Source organism: Ramlibacter sp. (genome assembly GCF_036383835.1).
Taxonomy (GTDB): domain Bacteria; phylum Pseudomonadota; class Gammaproteobacteria; order Burkholderiales; family Burkholderiaceae_C; genus Ramlibacter.
In genome coordinates this window covers 68,573-81,116 of sequence record NZ_DASVNN010000008.1, presented here as the reverse complement: position 1 = coordinate 81,116, position 12,544 = coordinate 68,573, and the positions used below count along the sequence as shown (strand labels likewise).

General features: G+C 66.9%; 12 protein-coding genes. 8 read left to right on the top strand and 4 right to left on the bottom strand.

The annotated features are described in order from the left end of the window. Nucleotides 1–40: 40 nt before the first annotated feature. From VF522_RS01290 to VF522_RS01275, 4 genes are all read right to left on the bottom strand, one after another. The gene (locus VF522_RS01290) at nt 41–1,012 is read right to left on the bottom strand and encodes a sterol desaturase family protein (protein ID WP_330906393.1); all 972 of its coding nucleotides are present in this window, start codon (nt 1,010–1,012) and stop codon (nt 41–43) included. Nucleotides 1,013–1,026: 14 nt separating this feature from the next. Continuing rightward, on the bottom strand, nt 1,027–1,812 hold the full coding sequence (locus tag VF522_RS01285; RefSeq protein ID WP_330906392.1) for a polysaccharide deacetylase family protein: 786 nt from the start codon (nt 1,810–1,812) through the stop codon (nt 1,027–1,029). A gap of 4 nt (nt 1,813–1,816) precedes the next feature. Continuing rightward, entirely contained in the window at nt 1,817–2,800 is a 984-nt protein-coding gene (locus VF522_RS01280) for a YncE family protein (protein ID WP_330906391.1), read from the bottom strand. A gap of 68 nt (nt 2,801–2,868) precedes the next feature. Then, nucleotides 2,869–3,600, bottom strand: a complete 732-nt coding sequence (locus tag VF522_RS01275; protein WP_330906390.1) for a 16S rRNA pseudouridine(516) synthase — start codon at nt 3,598–3,600, stop codon at nt 2,869–2,871. Between the two features lie 68 nt (nt 3,601–3,668). Between VF522_RS01275 and VF522_RS01270 the strand changes: the two genes are divergently transcribed. From VF522_RS01270 to VF522_RS01235, 8 genes are all read left to right on the top strand, one after another. After that, nucleotides 3,669–6,071, top strand: a complete 2,403-nt coding sequence (locus VF522_RS01270) for a DUF4838 domain-containing protein (protein WP_330906389.1) — start codon at nt 3,669–3,671, stop codon at nt 6,069–6,071. 144 nt (nt 6,072–6,215) lie between these two features. Beyond that, a complete protein-coding gene (locus tag VF522_RS01265; RefSeq protein WP_330906388.1) occupies nt 6,216–6,620 on the top strand; it encodes a MarR family EPS-associated transcriptional regulator in 405 nt (134 codons plus the stop codon). Beyond that, a complete protein-coding gene (locus VF522_RS01260) occupies nt 6,607–7,668 on the top strand; it encodes an NAD-dependent epimerase/dehydratase family protein (RefSeq protein ID WP_414709415.1) in 1,062 nt (353 codons plus the stop codon). Before VF522_RS01265 ends, VF522_RS01260 begins: the two co-directional genes overlap by 14 nt. A gap of 4 nt (nt 7,669–7,672) precedes the next feature. After that, nucleotides 7,673–9,037 carry a lipopolysaccharide biosynthesis protein gene (locus VF522_RS01255; protein WP_330906387.1) on the top strand — a complete coding sequence of 455 codons (1,365 nt, stop codon included), beginning with the start codon at nt 7,673–7,675 and terminating at the stop codon, nt 9,035–9,037. Continuing rightward, entirely contained in the window at nt 9,030–10,028 is a 999-nt protein-coding gene (gene pseB, locus VF522_RS01250; RefSeq protein WP_330906386.1) for a UDP-N-acetylglucosamine 4,6-dehydratase (inverting), read from the top strand. The genes VF522_RS01255 and pseB overlap by 8 nt, the downstream gene beginning before the upstream one ends. Further along, nucleotides 10,028–11,191: a UDP-4-amino-4,6-dideoxy-N-acetyl-beta-L-altrosamine transaminase gene (gene pseC / locus VF522_RS01245; RefSeq protein WP_330906385.1), complete on the top strand. Its 1,164-nt coding sequence runs from the start codon at nt 10,028–10,030 to the stop codon at nt 11,189–11,191. The genes pseB and pseC overlap by 1 nt, the downstream gene beginning before the upstream one ends. Beyond that, nucleotides 11,188–11,901 carry a pseudaminic acid cytidylyltransferase gene (gene pseF, locus VF522_RS01240; RefSeq protein WP_330906384.1) on the top strand — a complete coding sequence of 238 codons (714 nt, stop codon included), beginning with the start codon at nt 11,188–11,190 and terminating at the stop codon, nt 11,899–11,901. The genes pseC and pseF overlap by 4 nt, the downstream gene beginning before the upstream one ends. Beyond that, nucleotides 11,898–12,518, top strand: coding sequence for a pseudaminic acid biosynthesis-associated methylase (locus VF522_RS01235; RefSeq protein ID WP_330906383.1), 621 nt, complete (start codon nt 11,898–11,900; stop codon nt 12,516–12,518). The genes pseF and VF522_RS01235 overlap by 4 nt, the downstream gene beginning before the upstream one ends. The last annotated feature ends 26 nt before the right edge of the window (nt 12,519–12,544 follow it).

Below are 12,544 nucleotides of genomic sequence, written 5' to 3'. Positions count from 1 at the left end.
ATTGGGTGCGAGGATAACCGGCCCGGTTCGGGCCCGGTGCTCAGCCGCGGCCGGCCATCCGCTTGAGCCCGAGCCATTGCTGGGCCCAGAAGCCGCGCCCGTAGTCGCGCACGCGGCCGTCCGCGTCGGGCTCGACCTGGTCGCGGATGCCGGTGGGATCGAAGCGGTGCTCGAAGTTGGCGGTGCCCAGCAGCACGTCCCACCAGGGCAGGAGCACGCCGAAGTTGTGGCCGCCCATCGATCCGCTGCCGCGGCGCTCGTGGCCCAGCCCGATGCTGTGGTGCGGGCGGTGGAAGCGCGGGCTCACCCACAGCCGCTCGCCCCAGCGCCCGAACGCCAGCCGCAGGTTGGCGTGCTGAAGGCTCTCGGACAGCTGGGTGAGCGCCACCAGCGCGACGAACTGGCCCGGCGCCACGCCGATGACCTGGGCCACCAGCACCAGGATGCTGTCGCGCAGCAGGTCGTCCAGCAGGTGGTTGCGGTTGTCGCTCCACATGGTCATCTGCCGCTGCGAGTGGTGCAGCGAGTGCAGGTTCCACCACCACTTCAGGCCGTGCTGGCCGCGGTGGATCCAGTAGTCGACGAAGTCGAAGACCACCAGGTACAGCATGAAGCTGAGGAACGGATGGTCGGCCACGCCCGCCACGTACTGGTCGATGTGCACCGTGCCGAAGCCGTGCACCCGCAGCCAGCCGAACATGTCGTCGAAGAGCGGCTCGACGCTGAAGAACAGCGCGACGCGGAACAGCCCCAGGCGGTGCAGCAGCGTATAGAGCACGTCGGTGCGGATGCTCGCGGCGTCCACCACCGGTTCGACCGGCCGCCAGCGCTGCAGCGGGCCGATGATGGCCAGCATCACCGCGATCTGCATCAGGCCCACGAGCAGCCAGCCCGTGGCCGTATAGCCGTCCTCGAGGAAATTCCCGAAGCCGAAGGAGAACATGATCGGCTGGATGGCCGTCTCGTACAGCCATTGCTGCGCGGCGGCGAACAGGTCCTGGATCCACTGCATGGTCGTCTCTACTACTACTTCCCCCCGCGCAGGATCCACGCCCGGTACGTGGGGTGGTCGCGCAGGGTCGCAAAACAGAATCCCCGGGCCTTCAGGCCGGTGACGAGGGGTTCGAGCACCTCGGGCGCCCACGGTTCCTTGCGCGACCAGATGCCGAGGTGGGCGACGAGGATGTCGCCCGGCTTGATGTCGCGCAGCGCCTTTTGCAGCAGCTGCTTGTTGCTCGCCGCTTCGCTGGGCAGCTCGTCGCCGAGGAAGCCGGCCGGCGCCCAGCCCACGTGCATGTAGCCGCAAGCCCGCGCCGCTGCGAGCAGCTTGGGCGAGGTCTTGCCGCCGGGCGCGCGGAACAGCGGCAGCGGCGGCTTGCCGGTGAGTTCCTCGATGCGCAGCGCGGCGCGCTCGATTTCGCGGCAGTATTCGCCGGCCGTCCAGGTGACCGTCTTGCCCGCATCCGGACCGGAAGTCGCGCGCACGCGAAAGCGCGCCGGCTTGCCGGGCTCGTCGGCCATCCAGTAGGTGTGGTGGAAGGTGTGCGAGGCGAACTCGTGGCCTTCGGTGGCGCGGGCGCGCCACCACTCGCCCCAGTCGCGGCTGAGGCTGCCGTCGCCCGTCTTCGTCTTCTCGTTGGCGGCGAAGAAGGTCACCTTCACGTCGTGCTTCTTCAGCACCTCGGCGACCAGCTTCGCCACGCCCATGTGCCCCGTGTCGAAGGTGAGGTACACGGGCTTGTCGCAGGCGGGCTGCGCCATCGCCGCCGGGAGCGCGGCAAGGAGGGCGAGCGCGACCAGGCGTGCGGCCATGCGCTCAGAACCTCGGGGCGTGGTCGAGGGTCCAGACGCCGTGCGGCGACTTGCCCACCTTGACCTCCTTCACCACCTTCTTCGTTTCGGTGTCGATGATGGTCAGGCGCCTGGCCCAGCGCGAGGTGGTGAGCAGGTAGCGGCCGCCCTGCAGCACTTCCATGCAGTCGGGGCCGCCCGGCGCCGCATAGTTGTCGACCACCTGCAGCGTCTGCAGGTCGATCTTGCTGATGGTGTTGGCGACGCGGTTGCTCAGGTAGACGTGGCGCTTGTCCCCCGCCGCGCGGAAGGCATGGGCGCCGGCGCCGGTCTTGATCTTGCGCACGCTGCGCGGCCCGTCGCCGCCGACGTCGAAGACTTCCACGGAGTCGCTGCCAGTGAGCCCGACCAGCACCGTCTTGTCGTCGGGCAGCACGAAGATGTCGGCCGGCATCGGGCCGGTCTTGATCCGCCAGCGGATTTCCTGCCGTGCGAGATCCACCGCGACCAGTTCGTCGCTGTCCTGCATCGTCACGTAGGCCACCGTGCTGCGGCTGTCGATGTAGATGTGGCTGGGCGTCTTGCCCGTGGAGATGCGCCTGGCGAGGATCAGGTTGCTGCCGTCCCAGCGGTAGATGTCCACGTGCTGCAGCCGGTTGCCGGCCGTCACCAGCCACTTCATGTCCGGCGAGAAGCGCAGGTGGTAGGGGTCGACCACGCCGCGGACCGTCTTCTGGACCTGGGCGGTGCGCGGATCGATGAAGGTCAGCGAGTCGGCCAGCGCGTTGGCGACGATGATCGACTTCTCGTCCGGCGTCATGTAGAGGTGGTGGGGCTCTTTTCCGGTCGGGATGCGCTGGACCTCGCGCCAGCTGGCCGGGTCGATCACGCTGACGTCGGCATCCAGGGAATTGAGGACGAAGACCGGCGCACCCTGCCCGAAAGCGAGGACAGGGGCCACCAACAGGGCCGCGGCGAGGGACCGCCGGCACAGGGGAAGTAGGTTCACGAGAGAGAAAAGTCGGGCTGCCAGGCGTCACAACGCGCCAGGCAGGCCGGTGGAGGACCCGGCGGCCGCTATTTTCCGCGATCCGCAGCCATTCCTAGCTCATCCGCAGAAAGCCATCGCCATTCCCCCTGACGCAATTCACGGGGAAGCTCCAGCCGGCCGATGCGCGAGCGGTGCAATCCGGTCACCCGGTTGCCGACCGCGGCCAGCATCCGTTTCACTTGGTGGTACTTGCCTTCCGTGAGGGTCAGGGCCAGCGAATGGCTGCCGGTCTGGACGCAGGCGGCAGCACGCACCGGCTTGGGATCGTCGACCAGCACCACGCCCTCCAGCAGCCGGCGGACCTGGCGCTCGTCCACCGGATCGGCCGTCTCCACCTGGTATTCCTTGGGCACGTGGTGCTTCGGGGAACTCATCCGGTGAATGAACACGCCGTCGTCGCTCAGGACGAGCAGGCCGGTGGTGTCCTGGTCGAGGCGGCCGATCGCCTGCACGCCGGGCGTGCTGCCCTTGTTCGGTCGCTGCCGCAAGGGCGCGGGCAGCAATGTGTAAATGCTCGGCCACGCCGAGGGCTTCTGCGATGTCTCGTAGCCGGCAGGCTTGTGGAGGATGACGTAGGCCTTGGCGTGATAGGTCCAGGGCTTGCCTTCGACGGTGAACGCGAGTTCGTCGGGATCGAATTCCGCGAAGGGATCGTCGACGCGCGAGCCTGCAACGCTCACCAGTCCGTGCTCGACCAGGCCGAGGCAGACGCGGCGCGGGCCGAAGCCCTGGCTGTAAAGAATCTCTTGCAACTGCATGGGGCGGGCGAGTATCCCATGCAGGGATTGTGATTACGATGGCGCTCCCTCACGGATCGGGAGCAGCGATGCGGGACCTCCTCGGGCGCCTTCTTGCGGCGCTGGCCCTGGTGATGGCTTCAACCTTCGCCGGCGCGCAGACCGCCGGCGCGCCGGGTCCCGATCCCCTGTCGATCGTCAGCAACGGCCGCGCGGTCGCCAGCGTGATCGTGGCCGACGATGCGGGCGAGCAGGAGAAGCTCGCGGCGGCGGACCTGGTGAAGTACGTGGAGATGATGAGCGGCGCACGGCTGCCGGTCCACGTCGCCGTGCGTGGCGCCGCCCTTCCGGCCGGTCCCGCCATCGTGCTCGGCAAGGCAGCGCTGGCACAGGACGCCAGTCTGGCGGGCCGGCTGCGCGCCGCGGCCAGGCAGAAGCCGGTCGTGCAGGCCGACGCGATCGTGTTGCGCCGTAGCGGCGAGCGCCTGTACGTCGCCGGCAACAGCGACAGTGCGCACTACTTCGCGGTGTCGCGCCTGCTGCAGGCCTGGGGCTGCCGCTGGTACCTGCCGACGCCTTTCGGCGAAGTGGTGCCGGAACAGCGCGACCTGTCGGTCGGAACGCTCGACCTCGCCTACGGATCGCCCTTCGAGATCCGCAACTTCTGGCTGGCCTGGCTCGGCGATCCGACCGGCAGCCAGGACTTCAGGCGGCGCAACTTCGCCAGCACCGCCACCCTGCCCGGCGCCGGTCACACGCTGGCGAAGTACACGAAGAGCCTCGTGCCGCCCGGCAAGTCGGCGCTGAACGTGCCGCTGTCCGATCCGGCCACGGCCGCCGAGGTGGCGCGCCACCTGGAGGCGGACTACGCCAAGGGCGTGCCCGGCATCACGCTGGGCATCGAGGACGGGATCTACCGCAGCGACTCGGAAAGCGACGCGGCGCTGCAGGCCGGCATCTTCGACAAGTACATGCTGGCGCCGTCGCAGACCGATGCGGTGATCACGCTGTACAACAACGTGGCGCGCATCCTTCGCGAGAAGTACCCCGCCAGCCCGACACTGATCGGCGGCCTCGCTTACTCGAACGTCACGCTGCCACCGCAGCGCGTGACGAAGATCGAGCCGCACGTGGCGATGTGGCTGGCGCCCATCGACATCGATCCCAACCATGGCATGGACCATGCCGACTCGCCGCCGCGGCAGGAGTACAAGGCGATGATGTACCGCTGGGCCGAGCTGCTCGGCGGCCGGCTCGCGATCTACGACTACGACCAGGGGCAACTGGTGTGGCGCGACCTGCCGAATCCGTCGCACCATGTGTTCCGCCAGGACGTGCAGCACTACCGCAAGGCCGGCATCCTCGGCGTCGGCACGGAAAGCCGCGGCGCGTTCGCCACGACCTTCCTGAACCTGTTCTTCCGGCTGCAGCTGTTGTGGGATCCGGATGCGGACGTCGACGCCATGCTGGCGGAGTTCTATCCCAAGTTCTACGGTCCCGCCGCCGCGCCCATGGCGGCGTACTGGACGGCGATCTACAACGCCTGGCGCGACACGCTCGCGACCGAACACGAACACTACGTCGCGCCGGTGATCTACACGCCCGAGCTCATCGATGAGCTGCGGCGTCACCTCGCCGCCGGCATGCAGGCCATCGAGCCCTTGAAGGCGAAGGCCGCGCCCAGCCGCAACGAAAAGCTCTACCTGGAAAGGATGGAGTTCACGCGGCTGTCGTTCGCCGTGATCGAGAACTATCTCGCGATGGTGCGCGCGGCGGCCCGCGAGGCGGACTATGCAGCGGCAGTGGCCGCGGGAGAACGCACCCTCCTGGCACGCGAGCAGCTCACCGCGCTGAGCCCGATCTTCACCACTTACAAGAGGATGGGCGAGAAGGGTTACGCCTGGCTGCCGGGCGAAGTGCAGCAGATGCGCGAGCTGGCCGCGTTGACCGACGGAACACGCGGGAAGCTGGTGACGCGTCTTCCCCTGGCCTGGTCGTTCCGGCGCGATGCACACGACACCGGCCTCGCGCGCGGATGGGCATACACGCGCGCGGACCTGTCGCAGTGGCAGGCGAACGGCGCGCGCATGTCGCTCGCGGCGCGCAAGGACTATCCCGATGCGTGGGAACTGTTGCGCACCGACGTCTACGCGCAGGGCGAGGGCATCCGCCATGCGGACGGCCAGAGCTTCAACGGTTTCCTGTGGTACCAGACCGAAGTCGAACTCACCGCCGAGCAGGCCGCGAGCGGCCTGCACATCCATTTCCCCGGCGTGTTCAATGGACTGTGGCTCTATGTGAACGGCTACCTCGTTGCCACGCGAACGGCGCAGGAACCCTGGTGGAAGACGGACTACCGCTTCGAGTGGGACGTCGATCTCGCCGGACAACTGAAGAGCGGCCGCAATCTCGTGGTCCTGCGCGCGGTGAACGTGCACCACTTCGGTGGCATGTTCCGTCGTCCCTTCCTCTATCGCGCGGTCACGCGCTGATGCGCTGATGCGCTGATGCGCTGATGCGCTGACGAGCAGCGCGAATCTTGTTTAGATAGTTCCCCTAGATGAGCCCCTTTTTTCGGGGGGCGGATCAAGAATGCTCACCACTGAGCAATCGACTCTTGATCGCGGGAATTCCTAATGTCCAGTCGGCGCTCGCAGCAGGAAGACGACCTGCACTTCCGTGTGCTTCGTCAGCTGCAGGACAAACCGGACGCTTCGGAGCGCGAACTGGCGGCGATGCTCGGGGTGAGCAACGGCAAGCTGCATTACTGCATGAAGGCGCTGATGGAGAAGGGGCTCGTGAAGCTGGGGAACTTCGCGCGATCGAAGCATCACCTCGGCTACGCCTATCTCCTGACGCCGGCGGGCATCGCGCAGAAGGGACGCATGACGGCCAGCTTCCTCAAGCGGAAGATGGCCGAGTACGAAACCCTTCGGGCGGAGATCACCGCGCTGCAGTCGGAGATGGCCCGCGAAGACGGGTCACAGGCTCGACGACGGACTCCATGGAACTCGGAGGAAGCAGGACATGGACCTGAATGAAAAGACCGCCATGACCGCGTACGAGGAAGTGCGCGAGCGCCTCCGGACGGAGCCTCGCAACTGGCTCGTCACCGGCGTGGCCGGATTCATCGGCTCGAACCTGCTCGAGGCCCTGCTGCGGCTGGACCAGCGCGTGGTCGGCATCGACAACTTCTCGACCGGCCTGAAGCGCAACCTCGAGGAGATCCGCGACCTCGTGACGCCGGAGCAATGGGCGCGCTTCACCTTCCATGAAGGCGACATCCGCCGCCTGGACGACTGCCGGCGCGCCTGCGAAGGCGTGGACCACGTGCTGCAGCAGGCCGCGCTCGGCTCCGTGCCGCGCTCGCTGGAGGACCCCGTCACCACCAATGCCTCCAACATCGACGGCTTCCTGAACATGCTGGTGGCCGCGCGCGACAACCGGGTCCGCAGCTTCACCTATGCGGCGAGCAGTTCCACCTACGGCGACCATCCTGCCCTCCCGAAGGTGGAGGACCGCATCGGCAAGCCGCTATCGCCGTACGCGGTGACGAAGTACGTCAACGAGTTGTACGCCGAGGTATTCGCACGCAGCTACCGCTTCGACAGCATCGGCCTGCGCTACTTCAACGTGTTCGGCCGGCGGCAGGACCCCGACTCCGCCTACGCGGCGGTCATCCCCAAGTGGACGGCAGCCCTGCTCGCCGGCGAGACGGTGATCATCAACGGCGACGGCGAGACCAGCCGCGACTTCTGCTACGTCGACAACGCCGTGCAGGCCAACCTGCTCGCGGCGGTCGCGACGGACCCGCAGGCGCTGAACCAGGTCTACAACGTCGCGGTAGGCGACCGCACGACGCTGAACACCCTGTTCGGGTTGCTGCGCGAGAACCTGGCGCCGAGCGGCGTCGCGGCGGACACCCGCCCCGAGTTCCGCGATTTCCGGGCCGGCGACGTGCGCCACAGCCAGGCGGACATCGACAAGGCCCGTCGCCTGCTGCGCTACGAGCCCACGCACCGCATCGCGGAAGGCGTCGCCGAGGCCATGCCCTGGTACGTTCGCTCCCTCGGCGTGGCCGCGCAATGACTTCATGGCGGCCACGTTCCCCACCCGCACTGCAGGGCTTCGCATGCCGCTGATGGCCCAGCTGCGCGCACGTGTGTGGCCGGTGGGCGCCGATGCCGACCGCTCCTTCCTGCACGCGTCGGCGATCTATTTCGCGTCGAACGTCCTCAGTGCGGCCATCCCTTTCGTGCTGCTGCCGGTCCTGACACGCCACCTGAGCCCGAGCGAGTACGGAGAAGCGGCGATGTTCCAGACGCTCGTCTGGGGCGCGGGAGCGCTCGTGGGACTCGGCACTGCCGGGGCGGTCAGCCGGAAATACTTCGACAAGGGCACCACCGACGACGTCCTGCGGCAATTCGTCGCGTCCTGCCTCCAGATCCTCCTGGCCAGCGGCGCCTTCTTCTTCCTGCTCGCGATCTTGCTCAAGGACCGCATCTCCGGCTGGCTCGGGCTCGACGCAGCGTGGGTGCCGTGGGCGGTCGTCGTCGCGATCCTCGCGGTACCGGTGCAGCTGCGATTGGGCCAGTGGGAGATGCGGCGCAAGCCCCACCAGTACGGGGCCATGCAGAACTCGCAAAGCCTTCTCAACATCACGCTTTCACTGTTCCTGGTGGTCGTGCTCCTGAAGGGTGCGGACGGCCGCGTCATGGCGCAGATCGTGACCACGGGGACCATCGGAGCCGCGGCGCTGCTCCTGCTGCATCGCGACCGGCTGCTGTCGATCGCGAGCTGGCGGCCGGGGTACATCAGGGAAGCTCTCGCATTCGGCGTCCCCATGGTGCCCCACCTCCTGGCTTCGTTCGCGATGGCAGCCGCCGACCGGCTGCTCGTGGCCAAGGAGCTCGGGCTCGAAGAGGCCGGCGTCTACATGGTTGCCGTGCAGATCGCCGCCGCCCTGCTGATGGTCTTCGATGCCGCTGCCCGCTCGTTCACGCCCTGGTTGTTCGAGCAGCTGAGCGCGGGCGATGCGGCAGCCCACCGCAACGTCGTCCGCCGGACCTACATGGTGCTCGGGTTCATGCTTGCCGCAGGCCTGGCGATGGTCGCCGCGGGGCCGACCTTCGTCGAGCTCGTCGCAGGCACACGCTACCGCCGCGCGGGAGAAGTGATCGGCTGGCTCGCGATGGGCCAGGTGTTCTTCGGCATGTACCTGGTCTTCAACGCCTTCATCGTGTACCAGAGAAGGACGGGCACCCTTTCCTCGATCACCATCGCCAGCGGCGCAGTGGGCATCGTGCTGCTCGTTCTGGGGATCCGCATCCTGGGACTGCATGGGGCAGCCATCGCGTTCTGCACCACCATGGCACTCCGGGCCGCGTGGACATGGTGGGCTGCGCAGAAGTGTCAACCAATGCCCTGGCTGGGCTCACAGGACAAGAATCATGTTTGACGACAAGACCCTCCTCGTGACCGGCGGTACCGGCTCGTTCGGCAACACCTTCGTGCCGATGACCCTGGCCAGGTTCAACCCCCGCAAGATCATCGTGTTCTCGCGCGACGAGATGAAGCAGTGGGAGATGGCGAAGAAGTTCCAGGGCGACCCGCGGGTGCGCTTCTTCATCGGGGACGTGCGCGACAAGGACAGGCTGTACCGGGCGCTCGACGGCGTCGACTACGTGGTGCATGCGGCCGCGACCAAGATCGTTCCGACCGCCGAATACAACCCGTTCGAATGCATCAAGACGAACGTGCTCGGCGCGATGAACCTGATCGACGCGTGCATCGACCACCGCGTCAAGCGCGTCGTGGCCCTCTCCACCGACAAGGCGAGCTGCCCGGTCAACCTCTACGGAGCGAGCAAGCTCGCTTCGGACAAGCTGTTCGTCGCCGGCAACTCGTACTCGGGCGACCACGACAGCCGCTTTTCGGTCGTGCGCTACGGCAACGTGATGGGCTCCCGTGGCTCGGTGATCCCGTTCTTCCTTTCGCAACTGGAAGCGGGAGTCCTGCCCATCACGGATGCGCGCATGACGCGCTTCATGATCTCGCTCGAACAGGGCGTCGAGCTCGTCTGGCACGCCTTCGAGGACATGGAAGGGGGCGAGATCTACGTCAAGAAGATCCCGTCCATGAAGATCACGGACCTGGCGCGCGCCGTGGCGCCCCGGGCGGAGCACAAGATCGTCGGGATCCGGCCGGGCGAGAAGCTTCACGAGCAGATGATCAGCGCCGAGGACTCCCACTACACCTACGAGTACGCCGAGCACTACAAGATCCTGCCCGGCATCAACGGATGGGCGGAAACGCAGGAGCGCATCAAGGACGGGAAGAAGGTGGCGGAAGGATTCGTCTACTCCAGCGACACCAACACCGAATGGATGACGAGCCGCGACCTCCAGTCCTGGATGGAACGCAACATGCAGAAGATCGGGAGCATCTGATGAACCCGATCCCGTACGGACGCCAGGAGATCACGCGGGACGACGTCGAGGCCGTCACGGCCGTCCTGCAGTCCGACTTCCTGACCCAGGGGCCCATGGTCCCCGCGTTCGAGCAGGCCCTCACCCGGCATACCGGCGCCCGCCATGCCCTTGCCGTGAACAGCGCGACTTCGGCCCTGCACATCGCGTGCCTCGCACTGGAGCTGGGTCCCGGGGACCGGCTCTGGACCAGCCCGGTGACCTTCCTGGCATCCGCCAATTGCGGCCTGTACTGCGGCGCCGAGGTGGATTTCGTCGACATCGATCCCGACACGTACAACCTCTCGCCGGTCGCACTCGCGCACAAGCTGCAGCGCGCCGCGAAGGAAGGCAAGCTGCCCAGGATCGTCGTCGCGGTGCACCTGGCGGGCCAGTCCTGCGACATGAAAGCCATCCGCGAGCTGTCGCGGCAATACGGCTTCAAGGTGATCGAGGATGCCTCGCACGCGATCGGAGGGAAGTACGAAGGCCGGCCGGTCGGCGACTGCCGGTACAGCGACATCGCGGTGTTCAGCTTCCATCCGGTGAAGATCGTCACGACTGCGGAGGGCGGCGCGGCGCTCACCAACTCGGACGAACTCGCCGCGAGGATGGCGCTGCTGCGCAGCCACGGCATGACCCGGGACCCCGGACAGATGGAGCGTGCGCCGGAGGGGCCCTGGTACTACGAACAGGTCGCGCTCGGCTTCAATTACCGCATGACGGACCTGCAGGCGGCGCTGGGCGTCAGCCAGATGCAGCGGCTCGAGGCGTACGTCGCGCGTCGGCAGGCCATCGCGGCCCGTTACGGGCGGCTGCTGGCCGGGCTGCCGCTCCGGACACCCCGGCTCGACGAGAACGCGTACTCCGCATTCCACCTTTACGTCGTCCGGCTGGAGGTTTCCAGGACCAGGCGCAGCCAGCGCGAGCTGTTCGAGTTCATGCGCGCCAGCGGGATCGGCGTGAACCTGCACTACATCCCCATCTACCGGCAGCCTTTCTATGCGCGCATGGGGTTCGACCGCGGCGCCTTCGCCGAAGCCGAGCGCTACTACGCGGAAGCCATGAGCCTGCCGATGTTCCCCCTTCTGCGCGACGAAGAGATCGACTTCGTGGCGGCGACCCTGAAGGAAGCGCTGGGATGACGAACATCGCCATCATCCCGGCCAGGGGCGGCAGCAAGCGGATCCCGCGCAAGAACGTCCTGGAGTTCGCCGGCCAGCCGATGATCGCGTACGCGATTTCCGCGGCGCGCTCCTCCGGGCTGTTCCAGCACGTCGTCGTCTCCACGGACGACGACCAGATCGCCGAGACCGCGCTGCGCTACGGAGCGGAGGTTCCGTTCTCGCGGCCGGCGGAACTGGCGGACGATCACACGCCGACCGTGCCGGTGATCGCGCACGCCGTTGCGGCTTGCGCGGCACTCGGGTGGGACTTCGGGAACGTCTGCTGCATCTATCCAGCCGTCCCCTTCCTGCAGACGGACGACATGACGGCTGCCCTGAACCTGCTCGAAAAGAGCGCGGCCGACTACAGCTTCCCCGTCGCGGAGTTCCCGTCTGCCCCGCAACGTGCACTGTCCCGGGCGGGCGACGGCACGCTTTCACCGTTGTCCCCCGGAAACGAGCTGACGCGCACGCAGGACCTTCCGAAGGCCTATCACGACGCCGGCCAGTTCTATTGGGGCCGCAAGTCCGCCTGGCTGACGAATCCGCGGATCCATAGCGCGGGCGTCGGCCACGTGATTCCGTCCTGGCGAGTGGTCGACATCGACACCCCGGACGACTGGCGGCGCGCCGAGGTCATCCACCGCGCACTTTTTTCCCGCAGCAACCAACGAGGAAGCGAGAAATGAACGAGCAGCAGAACTTCTGGGCGCGCGACTATGCGCAGCAGTACATCGAGAAGAACAGCCGTTTCGAAGCCGACTTCGGCGTCGAGGCCTGGCGGCAGATGCTCGCGCAGGCCGCCGACGTGAAGTCCTACCTCGAATGCGGACCCAACATCGGCCGCAACATCGATTTCCTCCAGCAGGTCCTGCCGCAAGCCCGCAAGAGCATCGTCGAGATCTCGGCGCCGGCGTTCGACTTCGTCACCCGGAAGCATGCGTTCGAGCATGCGTTCAACGGATCGATCGAGGAGTCGGCGCTTCCCCAGGGCGCCTTCGACCTCGTCTACACCATCGGCGTGCTGATCCACGTCCACCCGGACAACCTGCTGCGGGTGATGAAGAAGATGTTCGACTACTCGTCGCGCTACGTCCTCTTCGGGGAGTACTTCAACCGGACGCCCGTCATGATCGAGTACCAGGGCCAGCAGGACAGGTTGTTCAAGAGGGACTTCGGGAAACTGTTCATCGAGAACTTCCCCGTTCGGGTCGTCGACTACGGCTTCCTGTGGGGACACCTCTACGACCAGGCGGGCTTCGACGACATCACCTGGTGGCTGTTCGAGAAGAACGGCACGGCCTGAGCATCGCCAGAGGCCGCGCGGGACCA